Source organism: Marivita cryptomonadis (assembly GCF_002115725.1).
GTDB classification, from domain to species: Bacteria; Pseudomonadota; Alphaproteobacteria; order Rhodobacterales; family Rhodobacteraceae; genus Marivita; species Marivita cryptomonadis.
Window position 1 is genome coordinate 119,496 of record NZ_JFKD01000002.1, and the last position, 23,621, is coordinate 143,116.

Sequence of the window (23,621 nt, forward strand, 5' to 3'; positions counted from 1 at the left end):
TTATTAACAAAAGGTTAAAGGGTTCGATCCGGTCCTTTTGTTTCGCGCGCGAAACATTGGGTCCGGTCCGGACCTTTCCCGCATCTCCAGTCGCTCAAGTGTGCGTCAGCTCTCGTTGGCGCCGCGAATCCGGCGGATGCTGCCCCGGATCGCGCGCCAGTATTCCGCCTCTTCTTCGTTGCCGGCTGACGTGAATTCTTGCTCCCGCTGGGCAGCTTCATATTCTGCCCGACCACCGCGCACACGGTACAGCGCATGTGCGATCTCGCTTGCTTTCATGGCATCGATGGGGTCCTCCTTTGCTGCCTCAGCGATACGCTGCGCAAAAGGCGTCTCCCGTCCTGTCGTCAGAGCCTTTTGGGCCTCTGCCCTGCGCTCCGGTCATCGCCGAGGAAACCCCAGCATACACCTTTTGCGGTGTTGGATCAAATCCGCACCCGCAACGGTCTCCCTGCGAAACAGGCTTTGCGTCATCTGCCCTGACAGACGAATTTGCAACGCGCAGCAGTGACATCTGTCAAAACGCTTGATTTACCCCGCGCCCTGCACACATCATCAGATATGAACAGTATCACACCGTTCCCGCAGTCCCATTCCACGCCCGAGCAGGTGGCTTTTCACCGGACAGAGCTGGGCGTCATCCTATCCCTCTATGGACGCATGGTCGCCGCCGGTGAATGGCGCGACTACGGCATCTCGACCCTGCGTGATGTGGCGGTGTTTTCCGTCTTCCGGCGCACCGCCGAAAACCCGCTCTACCGCATCGAAAAGCGCCCCAAGCTGCGCAATCGACAGGGGCAATACGCTGTGATCGGAATCGACGGTCAGGTGCTCAAGCGAGGGCATGACCTGCGCACGGTGATCCGGGTGCTCGAACGCAAATTGATCCGCGCGGTCGAATAACACCTCTCCACAATCGCCGCCAGACACGGTAATCCGCTGGCATGACGACCTTGCCCGAACTCTACGCCGCGCGTGTGGCTGATGGTAGCTTGACCCGCGATCCCGCGCAGCAAGCGGTGTTGCCGGAATTCGAGCGCATCCGTGCCGCCCTAGCGGAGCCTGTGAAGAAGGGCTTGTTTCGCAAGGCACCCGAACCCCCCAAGGGTCTGTACATTTGGGGTGGGGTCGGCCGAGGCAAGTCGATGTTGATGGACCTGTTTGTCGAAAGCTTGAATGCCCCAGCACGTCGCGTGCACTTTCATGCTTTCATGCAAGAGATCCACACGGCCATTCACAAGGCCCGTCAAGACGGGGTCGAAGACGCGATCAAGCCGGTGGCGAAATCGGTATCGGACTCTGTGCGTTTGCTGGCCTTTGATGAGATGCAGATCACTGACATCACCGACGCGATGATCGTTGGACGGTTGTTCGAAAAACTGTTCGCTGCGGGCGTTGTGGTGGTCACCACATCGAACAGAGTGCCGGATGACCTGTATAAGGATGGCCTGAACCGCCAGATTTTTCTGCCCTTCATCGACATGCTCAAGACTCGGATGGTGGTGCATGAACTGGCATCGGCCACCGACTATCGGCAGGATCGGCTCGCTGGGGCGCAGGTGTATTTCACTCCGAACGATGCGGCGGCCAAGAACGAAATCAACCGTATCTGGCAAGAACTCACTGGCGGTGAGCAACACAGTTTGACGCTGCATGTTAAGGGCCGTGAGATCGAATTACCGCGCTTTCACAACGGGGTGGCTCGTGCCAAGTTCTACGACCTTTGTGGGCGGATGCTGGGGCCGGCGGACTACCTTGCACTGGCCGACGCAGTGCGGGTGCTGATCGTCGAGGACATCCCGCGCCTGAGCCGCAGTAACTTCAACGAAGCCAAACGGTTCGTCACGTTGATCGATGCGCTTTACGAAGCGAAGGTGCGGTTGATCGTGTCCGCTGCCGCCGAACCGGAGATGCTCTATGTCGAAGGTACTGGAACTTTCGAATTCGAACGCACAGCCAGCCGTTTGCGGGAGATGCAGGCAGAAGGCTGGGGCGACGCGTAAGCCAAAAAAAGAGGTCCCGAAGGACCTCTAAGGCTGCTCGATATTTCTCGCCTGTGTTCAGGTCCTTGCTATACCTTACGTCGATGGTGGCGCGAGGGAGCGCCCGAGGGGTCTTCGAGGTCTTGGTGGTCGTTCCGTGCGGTGCTGCCAATTGATCGACGGCCTGAAAGGGTCGGTTCGATACACACTTGAATACTCGGTAACACCGTAAAATCCCCCGTTCCGTGGTCACTTTAGAAGCAAGTCACGAAGTCTGACACCGTTGTGCCATAGTGATTCGCACCGGTCAACATTTAGGTGAGGAGCGGTTGACTTTTTCCAACTGTAGCGGGAGTGGCTAGATGTTGGGGGCTACGGCGTGGGCAGTTTTAGGACCATTCCGGGCTTCAGGCTGTCCGGGCTTGTCAGGATGTTCGTGTTCTGGCGGAAGATCTCGGAGGACATGGCGGTATCGTCGTAGACTTCCTTGGCAATGCTCAGAAGCGTGTCTCCGGGGCGCACGAAATACGATCCCGCCGTTGGCTGACGTGGCGTCCGGGTGCTGACGGGTTCGACCTCGGTCACCGTCGGCGCGGTGGTCTGTGCGCTGGTGCTGTTGGCGATGCTACGCTGCACAACACTGTGCAACAGGCTACCTGGTTGACCGGGCGCAGGGGCTTCTCCGGTGGTGACAGATTTCAGGTTCGAGATTGCGCTGAACGTCATGTCACGCATGTTCGTGGGTTGGGCAGCAGCTTGCTCTGGGACGGCGACCCGGGGTGTCGGTGCGGGTGCCTGAACCGGGTTGGGTGCGACCACAACGGCTTGTTCGGCCGCAGGTGGCGGCGTCAACGGGTCGGCCACGCGGGTGACTGTGCTGGGCGCCTCTGGTTCAAAGGTTGATTGTGCGTTGCGGGGTGACCCCGGCTGGAACACGATCAACACGATCGTCAGAGCGATGAAGGCGGTACCCATCAAGGCCATGCGTATATAGCCGGCGCTGTTGGAGCTTTGTGTCATTGTCCCACCGATATATTGAGGCCAAGCGCGCTCCAGGTGGATGCGCCGCCGCGGTAATACTTGATCTTGCTGGGCGGGTAACCGGCGCCAAGAAGATGCTGGATCGCATCATGGGCCGCACCGTCATCGGGGCCGTTGCCAAAGATCACCAGACTGAACGCAGCGGCGAAGTTGGGCGTTGTTTCTGGATTGCTGACCCCAAGCGCAGAAAGAAGATCCGCGCGATAGGGATTGTCGGGTTTGAAGGTCGCCAAGGGCACATTGACCGACCCCGGAACCGAACCAGAAGAGAATGTTCCCGGCATGCGGACGTCTATCAAAAGACCCGCGCCGGTGCTGACCACGTTTTGCAGGAAACCGATCACTTCGAGTTCGCCAAGCGTATCGATGCCAGCGGCGACTATCATTGGCTGAATGCAGGATGAAGGGCAGGACGGACCGCTGCGGGTGATCGTCATTTCTGCGCCGTTCATGGTAAATGCAAATGCGCTCGCGCCTTCCGTGATCGCGGAAGACTGCGCAACCAACGGGCTGCCTGCGGCAATACCTGCCGCAATGACGGCGCGCCGTACTGATACCATGTCGCCACCTATCCGTCTCACTTGCGCGGACTCTGCTCTTTTTTAAGCAATATATAGGCAGTTCAATGCATTTGGGTCAATATAAAGTGACTTTCGTGGAATTTGGGTCACCCGATCTGTCGCAGAATATGACCTGCAAGATACAGCGATCCACAGATCAGAACACGCGCTTGCGGTTCGGCTGACGCAATCTGACGCAGTGCAGTTTCTACGCTGTCGGCCTGATTGGCGTTCAATCCGACATCCTGTGCTGCTTTTTCGGTATCCGCAGCGCTGAGCGTGTTGGTCTCACCGGGAATGGAAATCGCGGTCAGGTGATCGGCAACGCCAGCCAAGGGGCGCAAGTAGCCGCGCACGTCCTTGGTGTTGAGCAGACCGCAGATCAGGTAGGTAGGGCGCTTGGGCAGTCCGCGCAGGTGCGTAGACAGTGCTTCTCCTGCCGCTGGGTTGTGCCCGCCGTCTAGCCAGAGATCGGTTTGCGGCGCAATGTCGTTGAGCGATGTGCCCTTGAGGTGCTGCATGCGGGCGGGCCAGTAGGCGTTTTGCACCGCACCGTCGAAGGATGCCTCGGGCATGTTCAGGTGCCGGAGCGCGGCCAATGCTGCGCCGGCGTTCTGGACTTGGTGCTGGCCGGGCAGGTTGGGCAGGTCGAGATCAAGCAGGCCTGTTTCGTCCTGATAGACCAGCCGCCCGCGTTCTTCGGATACGTGCCAGTGTTGCCCATAAGCAAGCAACGGCGCACCCAGACGCGCAGCTTGTGCTTCGATCACGTCCATCGCCTCGTCGGCTTGCGGACCGACAACGCAGGGCACGCCGCGTTTGATGATCCCGGCCTTTTCGCCTGCGATCTTGGCGAGCGTGTCACCAAGGAAGCCTTCGTGATCCATCGATACAGGTGTGATGATGGTCAGCGCGGGTGTGTCGATCACGTTGGTCGCGTCAAGCCGTCCGCCCAGGCCGACCTCAAGAAGCGTATAGTCGGCGGTCGTGCGGGCAAAGGCCAGCAGCGCGGCGCAGGTGGTGATTTCGAAATAGGTGATGTTGGCGCCGTCATTGGCGCGGTAACATTCGTCGAGCACCTCGGTCAGGTGGGTTTCGGTGATCAGGTCACCGGCGAGGCGGATACGTTCATGAAACCGTGCCAGATGCGGAGACGTATACGCGTGTACGCTTTTGCCAGAAGCCTCGAGCCCGGCGCGGATCATGGCCTGTGTCGACCCTTTACCATTTGTTCCGGCGATATGGATCACGGGCGGTAAGGCGCGTTCGGGATTATCAAGCGCGTTCAGAAGCGCCCAGACGCGGTCCAAGGTGAGGTCGATCACCTTGGGGTGCAGGGACATCATCCTTTCAAGGATCATGTCCGACCCGGTTTGTGTGTTCATGGTGTTTGTGTGGAAGGGGCCGGTGGCAACGGCGTGGTGTCAGCTGGTCCAGGCGCAGGCAGATCGCCTGCGACGGGCGGTGGCATGTGCATGAGCATCCGGATGATCTGCACAAGTTCTTCGCGCAATTTGCGACGGTCGGTTACGCGGTCGAGCATCCCGTGCTCCAGCAGGTATTCCGCGCGTTGGAACCCTTCGGGCAGTTTCTCGCGGATGGTCTGTTCAATCACGCGGGGCCCGGCAAAGCAGATCAGCGCGCCGGGTTCGGCAATCTGGATGTCGCCCAGCATCGCGTAGGAAGCCGTCACACCGCCAGTCGTCGGGTGGGTGAGGACGACGATATAGGGCAAGTTCGCTTCTTTGAGCATCTGCACGGCGACGGTTGTGCGGGGCATCTGCATCAGGCTCAGAATGCCTTCCTGCATGCGCGCTCCACCCGCAGCCGAAAACAGCACCAGTGGGCGGTGCAGTTCAACGGCTTTCTCAGCCGCGGCGATGATGGCGTTGCCGACATACATGCCCATGGAGCCTGCCATGAAGCTGAAATCCTGCGCTGCGGCGACAATGGGGGTGCGACCGACCTCACCAGTGGCGACCAGCATCGCTTCTTTTTCGCCTGTGGCCTTTTGCGCAGCGCGCATCCGTTCGGGATATTTCTTTTGGTCGCGGAATTGCAGCGGGTCGTGCAGGGGTTCCGGCACGTCTACCTCGGTGAAGATGCCGCCGTCGAACAAACCCTGAAAGCGGTCGCGCGGGGTTATGTTCATGTGGTGGCCGCAGTTGGAACACACATTGAGGTTGTCCGACATTTCGCGGTGGAACAGCATTGTGCCGCAGTCGTCGCATTTGACCCAAAGGTTCTCGGGGATCTCGCGGCGCGAAAAGATCGAGTTGATCCGAGGCCGGACGTAGTTCGTGATCCAGTTCATGCAGTGCGGCTCCCGTCACCCTGTCTTAGCTGGGAGTGATCTAAGACCCATTCGGGGGAAATGCAATCAACCGTGCGGCGTGAGGTTTGATCGGGCCGGGCCCCGTTTGACGCCGAGTTGGCGTTCGCGCCAGATGATCAGGACGCCTGCGCCGACGATCACAACCGAGCCGATCAGAGTGTGAATGGTCGGGATTTCGTCGAAGATCGTGTAGCCGATGATGAGCGCGAAAAGGATCGACGCATAATCGAAGGGGGCGATCACCGCAGCCTCGGCATTGCGGTAGGCCTCGGTCAGCAGGATCTGTGCAACCCCGCCAATGAACCCAGCACCGATCAGCTGGCTGGCGGTGAGCGCGTCAGGCATGACCCAGCCGAAGGGCGAGGTGAAGAGCGACAAGCAGGTTGCGGTGACGGCAAAATAGAACACCACGGACGATGTCGTTTCGTGCTGCACCAGCTTGCGGATATGCACATGCGCCAAGGCCTTGAACGCAGCAGACGCCAGAACCAATGCCACACCCCACTTGGCGGAGGTTCCCATCGACTCGTTGCCCAGCTGTGGCAACATCACGATCACCACGCCCACAAGACCGATGATGACAGCGGACATTCGCACCAACCGTATCTTTTCGCCCAGAAGCAGGGCGGCGAAAACCACAGTCAAAATCGGCGCGGCATAACCGAGCACCGTGACCTCGGGCAGTGGCAGGAGTCCGAGCGCCGCAAATCCACACGCCATGGCGCTGACGCCGATCAGGCCGCGCCAGAAATGCCCCGCGGGGTTGCGGGTGCGCAAGCCGGTGCTGAGGTCGCGCCGCAGCACCAGCCATCCAAGAATGATGGGGATTGCAAAGAAGGATCGGAAGAACACGGCTTCGCCCGGCGGCACTACGTCGGAGCTTGCCTTGATCAGGGACGCCATGATGACGAAGAGCAAGACAGCGCTGAGTTTCAGCACCATGCCGCGCAGCGGTGACATAGGTTCTCCGGGTTAGGTTTGTAAATTTAACCTGCCTGTGTGGTGAAGGAAGGTCAATCCGCTGGAATGCCGTTCAGCCGGTCAAGACTTCGTACAGCAGTTTTATCGAGACCAGCGCCAGAGCGACTTCGATCAGGATAAAAAAGATGCGTTCGGGCAGGGCGCGGGAAATGCGCGATCCGGTCCACGCTCCGGCAAGGGCGAAGGGTGCAAGCCATACGGCTTGTGCGGCGCTGTCCCATGTGATCTGGCCTGCCAGAATGAAGGGCGGGACTTTCATCAGGTTTACGATCGTGAAGAAGATTGCGGTGGTTCCAAGATAGACCATCTTGTCGAGCTTTTGCGGCAGCACATAGGCCTGATAGGGCGGTCCCCCTGCGTGCGAGATATAGCTGGTCAAGCCTGTGATCGTGCCCCAGAACAGCCCTCGGGGAACATCCGCAGGGCGGGGCGGCACCTGAGTTTTGGACAGGCGGTTGTACAGCGCATTTGCAAGATAATAAAAGCCGATTCCGGAAACCAACAGCTTGCCCGCGTCACCGGGCACGTAAGACACTGCTGCAAATCCGATCAGGATTCCGACGATAGAACCCGGTAGAAGGATCTTGAGGTTGCGCAGCGAAAACGCTTTGCGGAACAGGTATATCGCGTACATGTCCGCGACGATGTAGATCGGCAGCAGCAGGCCAGCCGCAAGTGCGGGGTCCATGAACAGGGACATGAGAGGTACGGCCAAGATCGCAATCATCGGCACGCCACCTTTCGACAGCCCCATCAAGAAGGCGGCAAGCCCTGCGATGATCCAGAAGTCCAAATCCTGCCTCGTGTGTTTTAAGATTCACAGATTGCATGCCGGGTCGAACATGCCAAGCACGGTCACGATCATGTGCCGTGTGGGGCTGTGTCAGGAATGGTTTGCTAATCTGACAGGCGATTACGCCGTTTCGCGGCAATGCCTGCGGAATGACCGTTTGAGCATGTCGAGTTCGGCCCGCAGCAACGACATTTCTGCGCGGATGTCTTCTCCGGCAGCGTCACCTGCGATGATCGAGAAATTGCCAAGTGCCTGACCGAGCGTTGATTCAGAGATCATAAAGGTGTGCACCCCGTCGGCCAGCAGAGTTGTTGGCACCGGCACCTTGAGCAGCCAAGACCCCGGATCGGGGAGCGGATCAAGCGACACGTTCGGGATTGGCTTGTCATGTACGCGGACGTCGATCTTGGGGGTTGGGCTGTCGTCGGAATCTCCGGCGATCACACCTTCCCAAACGCCTTCGAAAAAACGGGCTTTCGACATGGAATACGCGGTCATAATCGGGTCCTCACATCTCGGCTCGGGGGCGACGGCTGAAGAACAGGTCGCGCAGGATGACCTGGCTCATTTCGGGGTTTTCGAAAATCAGGTCGATCCAGATCTTTTCGATCCGTTTCTCGTTCAGCTTTGTGTACGCAAGATCAAATTCCATCGAGAGTTGACGGTCGTTGACGGGCAATTCGCGGACGATTTGTTCGGTATTCGGCCCGTGCTGGATGTTCAAGCGGGCGAAAATTTCAAGCGGGCGTTCCAGTTCGACGATCAAGTCGCAGCGGATCAGGTGTTTGCGTTTGAGGTCGACGGTTGCCTGCGTGGGAAGGTCGATCACCAGCGACAGGTACGAGCCGTCGAACCGGAACACATCGAGGCGCAGACCATAGGCCGCCAGATCCTCGGCGTGCGTGTTGCGGAGTTGGCGAAGCGTCAGCTCGGATTGGGCACAATCGTGAAACAGCGTCACTTCCTGTCCCAGCATCGACTTGTTGGCAACCGACGAGATGCCCTGCACGGGCAACGGCCCGCACCACACTTCGGGGCGCCACGACCAATCAGCATCATATGGGATCGGCACCGCTTGATTGCCGATCACCGGCAAAGCAAGGCGGTCGTCGGCCACGTGCAGCAATTCGTCGAGAAAGTATTTCAGGCGCCGCGCCGAAGCCCGGTTCCGGCGCAAATCGCGGAGGTCCATGTCTCGAGCGGTTTCAGCCCATCGGCGGAACCGCCTGAGGGCCGATTGCTGAATGACACGATCAAGCAGACCGGGTTTCATTTCCGTCATGAGCTGCTCGCCCTAAATGATGCCTTTTGTCCGTCACTGTTTCGTTCCGGTTGCGGGCCATATTACAGATCGTTGCTTGCAAATAAACGGCCAAGTCGCATCGCCAGTGGATCAACCGACGATTGCGACTGTTCTGCACGCGCTGATGCGTCCACTTTGGCATTAGCACGAATGGCTGAAGAAACCGTATTCACAAACGCAGCCCCTTGCGCCCCGAGCAGCGGGCTGTCTGTCGGGGCATAGAGCGTGACACCAATCATATGTGGGCCAAGTACAAACGCGCCGCGCCAGTGTTTGGGATCGCTGCCCGAAAACGCGACCTCTCCTCCGGTCGCCATTTGGCCCAGATCCAGCGCGCTGAGTTCGCGGTTTTGCAAGAGCGTCGTGCCCAATGCTTGGGCGAGTTCGGCCGGGTTCGGGGCGGGTCCGGATGCGGGGCTGACGGTCACCGTAATCAGCATTGGTTCGACAATGGGGCCGGATTGACCGCCGGACATGATGTGACAACTGGCGAGGGCTGCAAATCCGGAGTTTGCCGTACTGCGCATGGTGGCCGGGTCGATGCAATAGCCGTCCGGTCCAGTCACCGTGATGGCATTCCCGGCAAGTCGGGTCGAGGCGAGCATCAGCGCCTCAGATGTCTCTTGGTTCTGGAGTAATGACATGCGCCCGAGTGCGCCTGTCTCGGAACATCCGGCAAGGTATGCCGCGCCCAAGAGCGCGGCATAGAAGGTGGTGCGTATCCGGATCAAAGATCAGAATACACGTGTTTTTCGCCTTCGGCACCGGGGTGCGTCACGGCACCTTTGTAGGTCGGGCCGACAAGTTTCGCGAACTTCCAGATAGCTCCCGACGTGTATATTGTCTCGCGCGGGCCGGTCCATGCCGCCTTGCGCTGGGCAAGTTCTTCGTCCGAGAGGTCGACCGTCAGAGCGCCGTTTACCGCGTCGATGGTGATCACGTCGCCATTCTTAAGCAGAGCGATCGGGCCACCTTGTGCGGCTTCGGGGCCGACATGGCCCACGCAGAAGCCACGGGTTGCACCCGAGAAGCGCCCATCCGTGATAAGCGCGACCTTCTTGCCCATGCCCTGACCGGACAGGGCCGCAGTGGTGGACAGCATTTCGCGCATACCGGGGCCACCAGCGGGGCCTTCGTTGCGGATGACAAGCACCTCGCCTTCCTTGTAGTCGCGCGCCTTGACGGCGGCAAAGGCGTCTTCCTCGCATTCGAACACGCGGGCCGGGCCGGTAAAGATCTGACCTTCTGCCGGAATGCCAGCGACTTTCACAATCGCACCTTCGGGGGCGAGGTTGCCTTTGAGGCCGACGACACCGCCGGTTTTGGTGATCGGAGTTTCGATGGAGTAGATCACCTTGCCGTCCGCTTCGCGTTCGATGCGGTCAAGCTCTTCGCCGATGGTGCGGGTGGAGGCGGTAACGCAATCCTCGTGGATCAGACCCGCCTTGCGCAGTTCCTTCATCACGACGGGAATGCCGCCTGCGTCGTAGAGATCCTTGGCGACATAGGTGCCGCCCGGCTTCAGGTCGACGAAATAGGGCGTGTCGCGGAAGATCTCGCACACGTCCTCGAGGAAGAATTCGATCCCCGCTTCGTGCGCGATGGCGGGCAGGTGCAGACCGGCATTGGTCGACCCACCTGTGCAGGCCACGACGCGTGCGGCGTTTTCCAGAGCCTTTCGGGTGACCACGTCACGGGCACGGATGTTCTGCTCGATCAGGTCCATGACCGCGCGACCCGACGCTTCGCCATAGGCATCGCGGGATTCGTAGGGCGCGGGCATGCCGGAGGAGTTGAACAGCGCCAGACCGATCGCCTCGGACACGCAGGCCATGGTGTTGGCGGTAAACTGGCCACCGCAGGCACCGGCGCTTGGGCACGCCACGCGTTCCAGCATGTCGAGCGCCTTGTCCGACATCTCGTTGTTTTGGTGACGGCCCACCGCTTCGAACATGTCCTGAACGGTCAGGTCGCGCGAGCGGAAGTCAGCAGGGATTTCGTCGACCTGCGGGGCACGTCCCGGCAGGATCGATCCGCCGTAGATGAAGACGGACGGCACATTGAGGCGCACCATCGCCATCATCATGCCGGGCAGGGATTTGTCGCAACCGGCAAGGCCGACAACCGCGTCATAGGAATGGCCGCGCATGGTAAGTTCGACCGTATCGGCAATCGCTTCGCGCGAGGCGAGCGACGAGCGCATGCCTTCGTGACCCATCGCGATGCCGTCGGTGACGGTGATGGTGGTGAATTCACGGGGGGTGCCCATTGCCTGCTTCACGCCCATCTTCACGGCCTGAGCCTGACGGTTGAGGGCGATGTTACAGGGCGCGGCTTCGTTCCAGCAGGTGGCGACGCCGACCAGAGGCTGGTGGATTTCTTCCTCTGTCATGCCCATCGCATAGTAATACGACCGGTGCGGCGCGCGCTCGGGGCCTTCGGTGACGTGACGGCTGGGCAGTTTCGACTTGTCGAATGGACGCTTGAGCATGACGCTCCTCCCTGAATTCGTGGTTCCGTCTGGAATAGCGAACCGGGGAGAGCGGCACAAGAGATTGGGCGGGTTTCTAGTCTTTTCAAAATGGTTAAGGGCAAGCGCGATCGAGCGCGCTTGAGGCGCAGTTTCGAAACAGCGTGCCCACCGCCTTTCGAAAGCCGGCTCTAGCGATCGAACAGGGTTGCTGCGGAATAGGCTGGCGCAAGTAGCAGGCGTCGCAAAGTTCCCAGTGGAAACCGTGCCGGAGGTGCCGAGAGGAAAGCTGGCAGCGGCCCCGAAGGCGGTTGCCCAACCACAGTCTCAGCCAGTCGCGCGCCAAGATAACTGCCCATCGCGACGCCGTTGCCATGATAGCCCATGGCTGCGAACAGGCCGGGGTGATCGGGCACAGCCCCCGCAAAAGGTGTCAGCCTGCGCATCAGGCACAGCAGGCCGGACCATTCATGGCTGATGTCGATATTGCGCCATTCTGGAAAAAGCGTGTGGAAATCCGCGCGGATTTTTCGCGACAGAGCGGCTTCGGCATTTGGCGTGGCGCGCAACCCACCCCGCATCCCGAACAGGAAGCGCCCATCGGGCATCAATCGGAAATAGTGTAGCAGGATGCGACTGTCGTAGCACATTTGAAGGCTGGTCCAGCCTTGGCGGTCTTGCTCGCTTTGGGTGATCGGACGGGTGACGATGATGCTTGATTGCACCGGAAGATACCGCGCGCGAAGCCAGTCGGGGATGTCTTCGGATGAATATCCATTGGTGGCGAGGATCACCTTGTCGGCGGTGATCGTCCCGGTGGGCGTGGTGACGCGCCATGTGGCACCGGTGCGGACGATCGACAAAGCTGGTGATTGCCCAAATAACTGCACCCCGACCGCCTGCGCGCTTTGTGCCAGCCCTGCGTGGTATTTGGCGGGGTTAAGCGCGAAGCCGATCGGCAGCGTGATGCCGCCATAGAACGTGCCGCCAAGACCGCGTTGGCGGAGTTCCTCTGCCGCGATGATCTCGGGTGTCACGCCGTAGGTCGCCTTGGCGTCATCGCGACTGGCCAATATGTCCTGCATGGCTTTCGGCGTGTGGGCCAAGAGCGTTTCACCGTCCGAATGGCGGTCGGCATTGATCTGGTTGTCCGAGAGCAAGGCGTCTACATGGTCGACCGCCGCGCGTTCGGTCTTGTGCCACTCGGCGCGTTGGTCTTGGCCGAAACGGCGCGCCATCATCCCACCGCTCAGTTTGGAGCCGCCGAGGCAGCAAAACCCGCCATTGCGCCCAGATGCGCCCCAACCGGGCTGTTCGGCATCAATGACGGTTGCTTCGACACCCGCTTTTGCCAAGACCAGCGCGGCGTTCAAGCCGGTGAACCCCCCGCCGATGATAGCAACCTCGGTTCTGTGATCCCCATTCAACCGTGGCTGGTCCGCAGGTGGTTTGGTGTCACGCCACCAACAGGACTGTGGTGTCTCGTACGCTGCCGACTCGTAGATGCGCTTCATGCAGGGCGTTCGGCCATACGCTCGTCGCGCGCCTGCCGGACCGCCGCTTGTTTGGTGATCAGCGACGCGGTGATCACTCCGACTGTGACGATGGCTATCATGATCGTGGAGAGCGCGTTGATTTCAGGGCTGACGCCAAGGCGCACCGCCGAGAAGATCTTGATCGGCAGGGTGGTGGCGGATGGCCCTGTGGTGAAGCTTGCGATCACCAGATCATCCAGCGACAGGGTGAAGGCCAAAAGCCAGCCCGAGATCACGGCGGGCGCGATGATCGGCAGGGTAACAAGACGGAACGCTTCGAATGGAGAGCAGCCCAGATCCAGTGCTGCCTCTTCTAGCGACTTGTCAAAGCTGACGAGGCGCGAGGACACTACGACCGACACGTAGCACATCGAAAATGTGGTATGCGCAAGAACGATGGTCAACACGCCCCGGTCCAATCCGATGCCGATGAAGAGCAGCAAGAGCGACAGGCCTGTGATGACTTCGGGCATCACAAGCGGGGCGTAGATCATGCCGGAGAACAACGTGCGTCCGTTGAACCGACCTGCGCGGACCAGAACATAGGCGGCCATTGTGCCGAGGACCGTGGCGATGGTCGAGCTCATCACCGCAACCTTTATGGTGACCCATGCAGCATTCAGGAATTCTTCGTTACGGATTAATTCGCCGTACCATTGGGTCGAAAATCCGGCCCAGACGGTGACCAGTTTGGACGCGTTGAAGCTATAGACCACCAGGATGATCATGGGCACGTAGAGAAACGCAAAGCCAAGCGTGAGCGATGTGGCGTTGAACCAGGAAAACCGTTTCATCCTTCGGCCTCGCGCTGTTTTTGTTCGTTGCGTTGGAACAGGATGATCGGGATCACGAGGATCAAGAGCAGGATCACCGCCACTGCCGACGCCACGGGCCAATCTCGATTGGAGAAAAATTCCTCCCACAGCACCTTGCCGATCATAAGGGTGCCCGATCCGCCCAGCAGGGACGGGATCACGAATTCGCCGATCACCGGAATGAAGACAAGGAAACAACCTGCGATGATGCCGTTTTTCGACAGTGGGATCGTCACCAGCCAAAATGCGCTCAGGCGGGAACACCCGAGGTCTTCGGCAGCTTCCAGAAGGCTGTCATCCATCCGTTCCAGCGCCGAATAGATCGGCAGGATCATGAAAGGCAGGTAGGTGTAGACGATGCCGATATAGACGGCGGTGTTGGTGTTCAGGATCGTCAGCGGTTCGTTGATAAGGCCGAGCCAGAGCAGGAACTGGTTCAACAGGCCTTCGTTCGACAGGATGCCCATCCATGCGTAGACGCGGATCAGGAAGCTGGTCCAGAAGGGCAGGATCACCAGCATCAGCAGTGTAGGCCGCCATTCCGGGGCCGCGCGTGCCATGGCATAGGCGATGGGATAGCCGACCAGCAGTGTTATCACCGTCGAGGTGAGCGCGATCTGAAGCGAGCTGAGATAGGCTTTCCAGTAAAGATCATCGGTGGTCAGGAACCAGAAGTTCTCGAAATCGAGTGCAGCGAAGAAGGCTTTGAACCCCTCCCACCCGGCAGCGAAATCGAGTTGCGGCATGTAGGGTGGACGCGCCAGAGCCACGTCCGACAGAGAGATTTTCAGAACGATAACAAACGGGATCAGGAAAAGCGCAACCAGCCAAAGGTACGGCACCGCGATGAGGATGAAGCGGCGCATCCCCTAGCGCTCCAGCAGGACACCGGCGGTGTCTGTCCAGCTGATCCAGACCGGATCTTCCCATGTGATCTGACGACGTGACAGTCGGCGGGTGTTTGCGGTCTGCGCCTTGATGACATGGCCGGTGGGCAATTCAACGTGATATGTTGAGATGTTACCAAGATAGGCGATATCGAGTACTTTGCCCTGCACTTTGTTCGCGGCGTCCTGCGGTTCTTCTGTGCTGATCGCGACCTTTTCGGGGCGGATGGCAAAGTGGATTTCCTGCCCGGCATCAAATTTCGTGGCCGTTGTCCCGATGATGTCAGGCTGGCCTTCGGCCCATTGCGTCGCAACCTTTTCGCCATTGGGCTTGGCCCGGCCTGAGATGATGTTCACGTCGCCGATGAAATCCGCCACATAGACGGAATTCGGTGCTTCGTATATTTGCGCTGGGGTGGCGACCTGAATGATCTGGCCTTCGTCCATCACGGCGACGCGGCTTGCGACGGTCATCGCCTCTTCCTGATCATGGGTCACGATCACAAAGGTGGTGCCGGTTTTTTCCTGGATGTCCATCAGCTCGAACTGGGTGTCTTGGCGCAGTTTCTTGTCAAGCGCGCCGAGTGGTTCATCGAGCAGAAGCAATTTCGGAGCTTTGGCCAAGGAGCGGGCAAGCGCCACGCGCTGCCTTTGACCGCCGGAAATCTGGTGGGGTTTGCGTTTCGCGAATTTGCTCAGACGGGTGAGGCGCAGCATCTCTTCGACGCGCGCCGTGATCGCGTCCTTGTCTTTGCCTTCGCGCTTGAGGCCGAAGGCGATGTTTTCCCAGACCGACAAATGCGGAAACAGGGCGTATGACTGGAACATCATGTTCACCGCACGCTTGTTCGGTGGGATCTTAGCCATGTCCTGACCCGCGATGAAAATCTGTCCTTGGGTCGGTGCCTCGAACCCTGCAAGCATCCGCATCATGGTGGTTTTGCCGCACCCCGAGGGTCCGAGCAGGGCAAAGAACTCTTTGGCGAAGATATCCTGCGTGAGATTGTCAATTGCGACGAAGTCACCGAAGCGCTTGGTGACGTTCTTGAATTGGATAAGCGGCTTTTCGTTGGGGTCTTCCCACGGGGCGAAAACGGTTTGCGACACTTGAGGCACCTCCGAGCCAAGACACTATCCGGCGGGAGAACCCCGCCGGATATTTAAAGCGCTTCGGATCAGGTACCCGACTTGACCTTGGTCCACATCCGCGTCAGCGACCGCTGTTCGCGCGGCGGGAAGGGTGTCACGGTATACAGCTTTTCGAGCGTGGCCTCGTCCGGGTAGATTGCGGTATCGCCGATCACATCCTCTACCAGGAAGTCTTTGGAGGCTGCGTTGCCATTGGCGTAGTACACATAGTTCGATGCCGCTGCCATGTTCTGCGCGTCCATGATGAAGTTCAGGAACGTGTGCGCAGCCTCTGGATTCGGGGCATCAACGGGGATCGCCATTTGGTCGAACCACATCAGAGCCCCTTCGACCGGAGCGTTATAGGCGACTTCGACGCCATTGTCGGCTTCGGCGGCACGGTCCCGCGCCTGAAGGATGTCACCGGACCAGCCAAAGGCCACGCAGATGTCACCGTTTGCCAGTGCGTTGATGTATTCGGAGCTGTGGAATTTCTGAATATAGGGGCGAACCGCCATCAGAACTTCTTCGGCTGCAGCCAGCGCTTCATCATCCTTACGATCCGGATCGAGACCTGCATAGGTCAAAGCGGCAGGAATCATTTCCGTCGGAGCGTCAAGGAAATGCACGCCGCAAGAGGCGAGCTTTTCCATGTTCTCTGGGTTGAAGACGAGGTCGAGCGAGGTGATCGGCGCGTCGGCACCCAAAACTTCGGTCACCTTGCCGGTGTTCACACCGATTCCAGTGGTGCCCCACATGTAGTTGATCGAGTATTCGTTGCCGGGATCGTATTGCGCTGTGCGCTTTTCGATCACGTCCCACATGTTGTCTTTGTTCGACAGTTTCGACATGTCGAGTTTCTGGAACGCGCCCGCTTGGATCTGGCGTTGCAAGAACGTGCCTGTCGGTACCACGACATCATAGCCCGACCCGCCGGCCAGCATCTTGGTTTCGAGCAGTTCGTTGCTGTCGAACACGTCGTAGATCAGGTCGATCCCGGTTTCTTCTTCGAACTTGGTGAGCAGCTCTTCGTCGATGTAGTCAGACCAGTTGTAGACGCGCACTTCCTCGGCCGTTGCGAGTGAAGCCATAAGTGCGGCACCTGCGGTCATGGTCAGCAGATGGGTTTTCATGAAAGTCTCCCGTTGATCCCAGGGCACTTCCGGCCCTGTGGATTTGAATTTGATCAAATCTTGCCGGGTCTGGCAATACTCCAGATGTTTCCACTTCCGTTTGGAACGTGCAAGATGACTTGTCAGAGGCAGGTAATCAGGCATTCTGCCCAAACGTGCAGCAGTTCGTAAGGAAAGAGATGGCCGGACAGATTTCTTTGAAACCAATGGCCGAGCCGGTCCGCTTGCCCGCGCATGAGCTGGTGTATCGCCAATTGCGCGATCAGATTCTGTTCGGAGAATTCGAGCCCGGCCAACCTGTGACGATTCAGGGTTTGACCGAAGCTTTGGGTGTCGGAATGACCCCTGTGCGCGAGGCTTTGCGCCGTTTGACAGCCGAAGGGGCGCTTGAATTTCTGGGCAACCGCCGAATCGCAGTCCCCGTTCTGGATGCGCAGGCGATCGAAGAACTGAGCATTGCGCGTAAGGCGTTGGAGCCTGAACTTGCCCGGAGGGCGGCGTATCGCGCGACACCACACGATGTGGTGCGGCTGGTGGAGATCGACCAGCGTCTGGATGCCGCGATCCGGCGCGGAGATGTTCAGCGCTACCTTGTCGAGAACCACAGCTTTCACGCCGATCTGAACGCTTTGGCGCAAGCGCCGATCCTGACCGAGATGGTGGATCGGCTTTGGTTGCGCTTTGGTCCATCGCTGCGAGTGGTCTGCGGGCAATTCGGAACGCGCAACCTTCCAGACCGTCACAAGGATGTGTTGGCTGCCCTAGGGTCAAACGATGGTGAAGCGGCGGCAGATGCGATGGTGGGGGATGTGGCGCAGGGCATGGAACAAATCCGTCAGGGACTCATCTGATTCGATTGACTTGAAATAATTTGATCATATTTTGGCAGCAACCTTCTGGAAAAGGATTTGCTTCCATGGTCACCATCACCAACCACATGCCCACGGCAGAATTGCAGGCCCTCGATGCGGCGCACCACATGCACCCTTTCACACATGGTTCTGGACTGGCCGCAAAAGGCGCGCGGGTCATCACGAGGGCGGATGGTGTTTGGCTGACTGACAGTGACGGGCACCGCATTCTGGATGCGATGGCGGGTCTCTGGTGCGTGAATATTGGCTATGGTCGCAAGGAACTTGCGCAGGCTGCAGCACGACAGATGGAAGAGCTGCCCTATTACAACACCTTCTTCCAAACGACGCATGTGCCGGCGATCGCGTTGGCGCAGAAACTGGCTGAACTGGCGCCCGAGGGGTTCAATCAGGTCTTTTTCGCAGGTTCCGGTTCCGAAGCGAACGACACCAATCTGCGGCTTGTGCGCACCTATTGGGCGGAGAAGGGCCAGCCTGAGAAGAATATCGTGATCTCGCGTTGGAATGCCTATCACGGCTCGTCCGTAGGCTCTGGCTCGCTGGGGGGTATGAAGGGCATGCACATGCAGGGCGGCATGCCTATTCCGAACATTCACCATATCGACCAGCCAAACTGGTGGTCCGAAGGCGGTGACATGACACCCGAGGAATTCGGGTTAGAGCGAGCGCGTCAGCTTGAGGCAGCCATCGAGGAACTTGGACCGGAACGGGTTGCCGCCTTCATCGCAGAGCCGGTGCAGGGCGCAGGTGGCGTGATCGTGCCGCCCGAGACCTACTGGCCCGAGATTCAGCGCATCGTCGATAAGTACGGGATCCTGTTAATCGCGGATGAGGTGATCTGTGGATTCGGCCGAACCGGCAACTGGTTCGGCAGCCAGACCATGAACATCCGCCCGCACATCATGACCATCGCGAAGGGTCTGTCCTCGGGGTATCAGCCCATCGGCGGGTCGCTGATTTGTGACGAGGTGGCCGAGGTCATCAACAATGTCGAGTTCAACCACGGCTACACCTATTCGGGTCATCCAGTTGCCTGCGCCGTGGCGTTGGAAAACCTGCGTATCCTTGATGAAGAAGGCATCGTGACCCGCGTGCGGGAGCAAACCGGGCCTTATCTGAAGGAAAAGTTCCAGAGCCTGGCAGAGCATCCGCTGGTGGGCGAAGCCAAGATCATCGGCATGATGGGGTCGATTGCCCTGACGCCGGACAAGGCGTCGCGCGCGGCGTTCGAGGCCGAAGCCGGAACTGTCGGGTTCGTGTGTCGGGAACGCTGCTTTGCCAACAACCTGATCATGCGCCATGTCGGTGACCGGATGATCATTTCACCGTCTCTGGTGATTTCGCACGAAGAGATCGACACGTTGATCGCGCGCGCGTGGACGTCGCTGGACGAATGCCACGCCAAGCTCAAGGAAGATGGGCTGATGAAAGCGCGCGTGGCGAGCTAGGACGCTAAAGCATTCATGGTTTCGCTGAAATGCATTGACGCATTTCAGCCCTTCGCCAGCGTGTGCTCGTATCGTTGCCGCGCTACGGCTTCATGCGCCTCTGCCTTGCGGTTGTCCGCGAGGCACGATTCCACATAGGTCAGATGATCCACCACAGCCTTGCGGGCTGCTTCGGGTTCCCGCGCCTGCAGCGCATCGTTGATCGCCCGGTGCTGGTCGAGCAGCGTTGCGCGGGTCGTGCGTTGGCGGAACATGATCTGACGGTTGTAGAACACGCCTTCGCGCAGAAGCTGGTACATCGATCGCATCATGTGAAGCATGATAACGTTGTGGCTGGCTTCGATGATCGACAGATGAAACTCTGCATCAAGGGCGGCTTCATCGCCGGGATTGCGTTTTTGGTGGGCGGCTTCCATGCGCTCGAACACAGTGTTGATGACCTTGAGGTCCGTGTCTGACGCCAAGCGTGCGGCGCGTTCGGCAGCAAGACCTTCCATGTCGCGGCGAAACGACAAGTAGTCGAACACCGCTTCGTCATGGTTGGCAAACAATTGGATCAGTGCATCCGAGAATGCCGATCCAAGGACATCTGCCACGTAGACACCGGCCCCTGCGCGACTGCTCAGCAAACCGCGCTCGGACAAATCAGCGATGGATTCCCGCAGGGACGGGCGCGAGACATTCAGTCGTTCCGCAAGTTCGCGCTCCGACGGCAAACGTTCGCCAGGCCGCAGAATGCCTTGCAGGATCAGCTTTTCAATCTGGCGGGTGACCGAGGTGGACAGCTTTTCTGGGGTGACTGGTTGAAAAGGCATGGTGCTCGTGACTGGTTGAATTGGTCAAATCATATGACCGATCATGCCATCAAACAAGCTACCACCGCGAGAGCGCGTTCTCGTCTTCGTCTTTCGCGGCCACCCAATTGGTCTCGCCGGTCGTTGCGTGTTCTTTCTTCCAGAACGGCGCACGGGACTTGAGGTAGTCCATCAGGTATTCCGCCGCTTCGAACGCGTCCTTGCGATGCGGTGCTGCGGTGGCAACCATCATGATCTTTTCGCCCGGCTCCATCCGTCCATAACGGTGGATCACGAGAACGTCGCCCAAGGACCACCGTGTCACCGCTTCGGCAGCTATCGTTTCTAGCGCTTTTTGGGTCATGCCGGGGTAATGTTCGATCTCCATGGTATCCAGCCCGCCATTGCCGAAATCCCGCACCACGCCCGTGAAGGTGACGATCGCGCCTATATCGTGGCGACCATTTGCAAAGGCTTCCGCCTCTGCTCCAAAATCGAACGGGGCCTCTTGGACGACGATTCGCATCAGCCGCCCGTCATTGGTGGAAAGAACGCCACTTCCCGTGCGCCTTTGATCGACGCGTCAAAGTCGGTGAGCTCCTGATCAACAGCAACTCGCAACGCGCTCAGGTCGGAAAAAGCGAGATCATAGCGGTCTTCGCGGGCGCGGAGTTCCGCCACAAGATCCGACACGGTTTCCGCATCCGTGGTCACGGTCTCCTTGGGCAATCCAATCCGTTCCCGGACCCAAGCGAAGTACAACACGTCCATCTGGTCAATCCTTCAAAAACGGCGCGGCCTTGCGGAAGTAATCCCAGCCGGTGATCAGGGTAAGGAATGCCGCGAGCCATAGCAGCACGATACCTGCATTTCCCGTCCAGACCATTCCGGCATGTTTCCACCAAAGACCGTGCAAGTCTTCAATATCGCCCATCATCACACCTTGAACTATCTCGGGGCTCATGCCCATGGCAGACATACCAAGGTAGTGCTCAAAGACGCCCTGTGCGAACAGGATTGCTATGGCGACCATCTGGAGTGTGGTTTTCCACTTGGCCAGCGGCGTCACTTTCAGTGTGCCTGCCGTGTCCCCCAGAAATTCGCGTAAGCCCGAGACAAAGACTTCGCGGAATAGGATGAAGGTCGCGGGCAATACCAGCCACGGCGACATTGATGAATAGCCCACGATGACCATAAGGGCGATCACAACCATCGCCTTGTCGGCAATCGGATCGAGCATCGCACCCAGTTTACTTTCCTGCTTCCAGGCGCGGGCGAGGTAGCCGTCGAACCAGTCTGTTATGGCGGCAAGGACAAACAGGATCAGAGCAAACCAATCTGCAGCGGGGCGCGAGAAGTAGAGGAACATGAGGGCCACTCCCGGCGCTGCCAGAAGGCGCAAGACAGTCAAGATATTTGGCACCGTCATCGTCATGCCCTTTACCTATCGTGCCTGCGTGTGACTGAAAAGGCGACGTTTTGGTGTTTTCCAAACTTCGCTCATCCTGCGTGAAATGTGACTGTTCAAAAGGCTGTTTTTGGCTCGGTCACTGCGCGGTTCAGCATGTCTATGTACCGTGCCCGCGCTTCGGGCAGCGGTTTGCCCACTTGGCCGGCTGCCAGCTTGTGTTCGAGGAAATAGCCCGTCAGCCCCAAAGCGTCTGCGATATCGGAAATCTCTGTTGCACCGCCGTCGTGTAGGGCGCTGGGCAAAAGCAGCAACCTGTCGGCCCAGTCGCCCGCGCCTTTGGCGGACACCGCGCGGCCAGATTTGGGGGAGACATAGATCAGCCCTTCGGTCGCCCCGGTGACGGCACAACAGCTCAGATCGAGACCGTACCCCAGATCATCCAACAGCGCGGTTTCCCAGCGCAGATAGGCCAGCGGCCAAAGGTCCGTCTGATCCAACAAGTCTAGCAGGTTCTGCGTGTGAGCATACAAGACGGGATGTGGTTCACGTTCGGGCAGAACGAATGCCAAAAGTGCCAGCGTGGCGTTCAGACCGGCCAGCGTTGTACGGTTCTGCATGGCAATCGCCGCGCGAGAACGTTGGAGTTCCACAGTAAAGCTGCCCAGATGGTCCTCAAGCCGTGCCCGCCATGCCAGATCAAGCTGCGCCCCCGGTTGCAGGATCGGCGCAACTTTGCGCGACGCACCGCCCCGCACCACGCCCGCGTGACGTCCGCGTTCGGGGGTGAACACGTCGATGATCATTGAACTTTCGCCGTGTCGGCGGCTGCTCAGAAGGATACCTGTATCGCGCCAATCCATGGGGTGAGGTTAGCCCGACAGCCCGTCTTCATCCAGAAGATGCCGCCCGGCCCTATCCTCTACTTCGATCACCCAGAGGTCGCTGTCAAAGCTGCGTTGCTTGGCGATGCTTGCATCGACATCTGACTCGGAACCGTCCGCCAGAACCTGCCAAGCGCGGGCGCCTGTCATCAGATCGTATTGGCGCATGAACGCCTTGGCCTGACCGTCCAGAGTGTTAAGCTTGACCAGAACAGCACCGGCGGTGTCATCCCCGTGGGCCGTGATAAAGGCGGGTATATCGAACAGCGACAGGCGGCGCCGGTAGGCGTGCACCCAAAAGCCGCTGGCGAGGCGTGCCTCAGCCATTACCGTCCTTGAAATCGAGGCCCATCTCGGAATAGCGCTCGGCCTCGTCCAGCCATTTCTCGCGGACTTTCACTTGCATAAAAAGGTGAATGCGACGGCCGAGGAATTCTTCAAGCTCTTCACGCGCTGCCTTGCTGATGGCTTTGATGGTTTCGCCCTTGTTGCCAAGTACGATGCCTTTGTGACCGTCACGGACCACGTAGATGATCTGGTCGATCCGTGCGGATCCGTCGTCGCGTTCTTCCCAGTGCTCGGTCTCGACGGTCAGCTGATAGGGCAATTCCTGATGCAGGCGCAGCGTCAGCTTTTCGCGGGTCATTTCGGACGCGATCATGCGCAAGGGCAGATCGGCAATCTGGTCTTCGGGATACAGCCACGGGCTTTCGGGGAGTTCCGCCGCCAGCCATTTGCGCAGCGCATTGACGCCATGACCCTTTTCCGCCGAGATGAGGAAGGTTTCGGTGAAGGGAAACTTTTCGTTCATCTGTTGGGTCAGGGCGAGCAGGCGCGGGGCCTCAACGCGGTCGATCTTATTGATGGCGAGTGCGACCGGGCGTTTGCCCACGACTTCGCCAAGGTTCTCAAGGATCGCCTCAACACCTTCGGTGATGCCGCGATGTGCTTCGATCAGAAGCACGACAATGTCGGCGTCCGACGCTCCGCTCCAAGCTGCAGCAACCATCGCGCGGTCCAGACGGCGGCGCGGTTTGAACAGGCCGGGTGTGTCCACCAGAACGATCTGCGCGTCACCTTCGATGGCCACGCCGCGAATACGTGCGCGGGTGGTCTGCACCTTGTGGGTTACAATCGACACTTTCGCGCCAACCATCTGATTGGTCAGCGTGGATTTGCCCGCATTGGGCTCTCCGATCAAAGCGACGAAACCGGCGCGCGTGGTCATAGGTGCATCCATCCTTAGAAGTCC

The 23,621-nt window shown here is 59.1% G+C and carries 27 protein-coding genes; 4 read left to right on the forward strand and 23 right to left on the reverse strand.

Annotation, left to right across the window (positions count from 1 at the left end):
* Positions 1 to 105: 105 nt before the first annotated feature.
* Positions 106 to 279, reverse strand: a complete 174-nt coding sequence (locus MCRY_RS02380) for a hypothetical protein (RefSeq protein WP_238939556.1) — start codon at positions 277 to 279, stop codon at positions 106 to 108.
* 282 nt (positions 280 to 561) lie between these two features.
* On the opposite strand from MCRY_RS02380, the gene MCRY_RS02385 reads away from it, so the two are divergent.
* On the forward strand, positions 562 to 903 hold the full coding sequence (locus tag MCRY_RS02385; RefSeq protein ID WP_085627882.1) for a DUF2794 domain-containing protein: 342 nt from the start codon (positions 562 to 564) through the stop codon (positions 901 to 903).
* Between the two features lie 41 nt (positions 904 to 944).
* The gene (zapE, locus tag MCRY_RS02390; RefSeq protein ID WP_085627883.1) at positions 945 to 2,003 is read left to right on the forward strand and encodes a cell division protein ZapE; all 1,059 of its coding nucleotides are present in this window, start codon (positions 945 to 947) and stop codon (positions 2,001 to 2,003) included.
* Between the two features lie 351 nt (positions 2,004 to 2,354).
* Here zapE and MCRY_RS02395 read toward each other — a convergent pair whose 3' ends face one another.
* The 15 genes from MCRY_RS02395 to MCRY_RS02465 form a co-directional block, all read right to left on the reverse strand.
* Entirely contained in the window at positions 2,355 to 3,002 is a 648-nt protein-coding gene (locus tag MCRY_RS02395) for a LysM peptidoglycan-binding domain-containing protein (RefSeq protein WP_085627884.1), read from the reverse strand.
* Positions 2,999 to 3,583: a rhodanese-like domain-containing protein gene (locus MCRY_RS02400; protein WP_085627885.1), complete on the reverse strand. Its 585-nt coding sequence runs from the start codon at positions 3,581 to 3,583 to the stop codon at positions 2,999 to 3,001. The genes MCRY_RS02395 and MCRY_RS02400 overlap by 4 nt, the downstream gene beginning before the upstream one ends.
* A gap of 107 nt (positions 3,584 to 3,690) precedes the next feature.
* Positions 3,691 to 4,968 (reverse strand): bifunctional folylpolyglutamate synthase/dihydrofolate synthase, encoded by a 1,278-nt coding sequence (locus tag MCRY_RS02405; RefSeq protein ID WP_085627886.1) that lies wholly within the window; start codon positions 4,966 to 4,968, stop codon positions 3,691 to 3,693.
* Positions 4,965 to 5,897: an acetyl-CoA carboxylase, carboxyltransferase subunit beta gene (gene accD / locus MCRY_RS02410; RefSeq protein ID WP_085627887.1), complete on the reverse strand. Its 933-nt coding sequence runs from the start codon at positions 5,895 to 5,897 to the stop codon at positions 4,965 to 4,967. The genes MCRY_RS02405 and accD overlap by 4 nt, the downstream gene beginning before the upstream one ends.
* Positions 5,898 to 5,963: 66 nt before the next feature.
* Positions 5,964 to 6,878, reverse strand: a complete 915-nt coding sequence (locus MCRY_RS02415; protein WP_085627888.1) for a DMT family transporter — start codon at positions 6,876 to 6,878, stop codon at positions 5,964 to 5,966.
* 73 nt (positions 6,879 to 6,951) lie between these two features.
* Positions 6,952 to 7,692, reverse strand: coding sequence for a sulfite exporter TauE/SafE family protein (locus MCRY_RS02420; protein ID WP_238939555.1), 741 nt, complete (start codon positions 7,690 to 7,692; stop codon positions 6,952 to 6,954).
* A 120-nt stretch (positions 7,693 to 7,812) separates the two neighbouring features.
* Positions 7,813 to 8,190 carry a hypothetical protein gene (locus tag MCRY_RS02425; protein ID WP_085627889.1) on the reverse strand — a complete coding sequence of 126 codons (378 nt, stop codon included), beginning with the start codon at positions 8,188 to 8,190 and terminating at the stop codon, positions 7,813 to 7,815.
* A gap of 10 nt (positions 8,191 to 8,200) precedes the next feature.
* Complete coding sequence (locus MCRY_RS02430; RefSeq protein WP_085627890.1) at positions 8,201 to 8,974, reverse strand: DUF6478 family protein; 774 nt, start codon at positions 8,972 to 8,974, stop codon at positions 8,201 to 8,203.
* Positions 8,975 to 9,036: 62 nt separating this feature from the next.
* The gene (locus MCRY_RS02435) at positions 9,037 to 9,639 is read right to left on the reverse strand and encodes a dihydroxy-acid dehydratase (protein ID WP_139834083.1); all 603 of its coding nucleotides are present in this window, start codon (positions 9,637 to 9,639) and stop codon (positions 9,037 to 9,039) included.
* 83 nt (positions 9,640 to 9,722) lie between these two features.
* Entirely contained in the window at positions 9,723 to 11,486 is a 1,764-nt protein-coding gene (ilvD, locus tag MCRY_RS02440; RefSeq protein WP_085627892.1) for a dihydroxy-acid dehydratase, read from the reverse strand.
* A gap of 170 nt (positions 11,487 to 11,656) precedes the next feature.
* Complete coding sequence (locus MCRY_RS02445; protein ID WP_085627893.1) at positions 11,657 to 12,979, reverse strand: NAD(P)/FAD-dependent oxidoreductase; 1,323 nt, start codon at positions 12,977 to 12,979, stop codon at positions 11,657 to 11,659.
* Positions 12,976 to 13,794, reverse strand: a complete 819-nt coding sequence (locus MCRY_RS02450; RefSeq protein ID WP_085627894.1) for an ABC transporter permease — start codon at positions 13,792 to 13,794, stop codon at positions 12,976 to 12,978. The genes MCRY_RS02445 and MCRY_RS02450 overlap by 4 nt, the downstream gene beginning before the upstream one ends.
* Positions 13,791 to 14,681 carry an ABC transporter permease subunit gene (locus tag MCRY_RS02455; protein WP_085627895.1) on the reverse strand — a complete coding sequence of 297 codons (891 nt, stop codon included), beginning with the start codon at positions 14,679 to 14,681 and terminating at the stop codon, positions 13,791 to 13,793. The genes MCRY_RS02450 and MCRY_RS02455 overlap by 4 nt, the downstream gene beginning before the upstream one ends.
* A gap of 3 nt (positions 14,682 to 14,684) precedes the next feature.
* The gene (locus tag MCRY_RS02460) at positions 14,685 to 15,809 is read right to left on the reverse strand and encodes an ABC transporter ATP-binding protein (RefSeq protein WP_085627896.1); all 1,125 of its coding nucleotides are present in this window, start codon (positions 15,807 to 15,809) and stop codon (positions 14,685 to 14,687) included.
* A gap of 68 nt (positions 15,810 to 15,877) precedes the next feature.
* A complete protein-coding gene (locus MCRY_RS02465) occupies positions 15,878 to 16,963 on the reverse strand; it encodes a polyamine ABC transporter substrate-binding protein (RefSeq protein ID WP_085628149.1) in 1,086 nt (361 codons plus the stop codon).
* Positions 16,964 to 17,142: 179 nt separating this feature from the next.
* Here MCRY_RS02465 and MCRY_RS02470 point away from each other — a divergent pair, with 179 nt between their 5' ends.
* Positions 17,143 to 17,814: a GntR family transcriptional regulator gene (locus tag MCRY_RS02470; RefSeq protein WP_085627897.1), complete on the forward strand. Its 672-nt coding sequence runs from the start codon at positions 17,143 to 17,145 to the stop codon at positions 17,812 to 17,814.
* Between the two features lie 65 nt (positions 17,815 to 17,879).
* Positions 17,880 to 19,283 (forward strand): aspartate aminotransferase family protein, encoded by a 1,404-nt coding sequence (locus MCRY_RS02475; protein ID WP_085627898.1) that lies wholly within the window; start codon positions 17,880 to 17,882, stop codon positions 19,281 to 19,283.
* Positions 19,284 to 19,327: 44 nt separating this feature from the next.
* Here MCRY_RS02475 and MCRY_RS02480 read toward each other — a convergent pair whose 3' ends face one another.
* The 7 genes from MCRY_RS02480 to era all read right to left on the reverse strand — a co-directional run bounded on the left by MCRY_RS02480 (position 19,328) and on the right by era (position 23,597).
* Positions 19,328 to 20,098: an FCD domain-containing protein gene (locus MCRY_RS02480; RefSeq protein WP_085627899.1), complete on the reverse strand. Its 771-nt coding sequence runs from the start codon at positions 20,096 to 20,098 to the stop codon at positions 19,328 to 19,330.
* 58 nt (positions 20,099 to 20,156) lie between these two features.
* The gene (locus tag MCRY_RS02485) at positions 20,157 to 20,603 is read right to left on the reverse strand and encodes a molybdenum cofactor biosynthesis protein MoaE (protein WP_085627900.1); all 447 of its coding nucleotides are present in this window, start codon (positions 20,601 to 20,603) and stop codon (positions 20,157 to 20,159) included.
* Positions 20,603 to 20,848, reverse strand: a complete 246-nt coding sequence (moaD, locus tag MCRY_RS02490; protein WP_085627901.1) for a molybdopterin converting factor subunit 1 — start codon at positions 20,846 to 20,848, stop codon at positions 20,603 to 20,605. Before moaD ends, MCRY_RS02485 begins: the two co-directional genes overlap by 1 nt.
* Positions 20,849 to 20,852: 4 nt before the next feature.
* Positions 20,853 to 21,512, reverse strand: a complete 660-nt coding sequence (gene pgsA / locus MCRY_RS02495; protein ID WP_085627902.1) for a CDP-diacylglycerol--glycerol-3-phosphate 3-phosphatidyltransferase — start codon at positions 21,510 to 21,512, stop codon at positions 20,853 to 20,855.
* 89 nt (positions 21,513 to 21,601) lie between these two features.
* A complete protein-coding gene (recO, locus tag MCRY_RS02500; RefSeq protein ID WP_085627903.1) occupies positions 21,602 to 22,348 on the reverse strand; it encodes a DNA repair protein RecO in 747 nt (248 codons plus the stop codon).
* Positions 22,349 to 22,357: 9 nt separating this feature from the next.
* A complete protein-coding gene (locus MCRY_RS02505; protein ID WP_085627904.1) occupies positions 22,358 to 22,696 on the reverse strand; it encodes a DUF1491 family protein in 339 nt (112 codons plus the stop codon).
* Positions 22,689 to 23,597: a GTPase Era gene (era, locus tag MCRY_RS02510; RefSeq protein ID WP_085627905.1), complete on the reverse strand. Its 909-nt coding sequence runs from the start codon at positions 23,595 to 23,597 to the stop codon at positions 22,689 to 22,691. Before era ends, MCRY_RS02505 begins: the two co-directional genes overlap by 8 nt.
* Positions 23,598 to 23,621 lie beyond the last annotated feature (24 nt).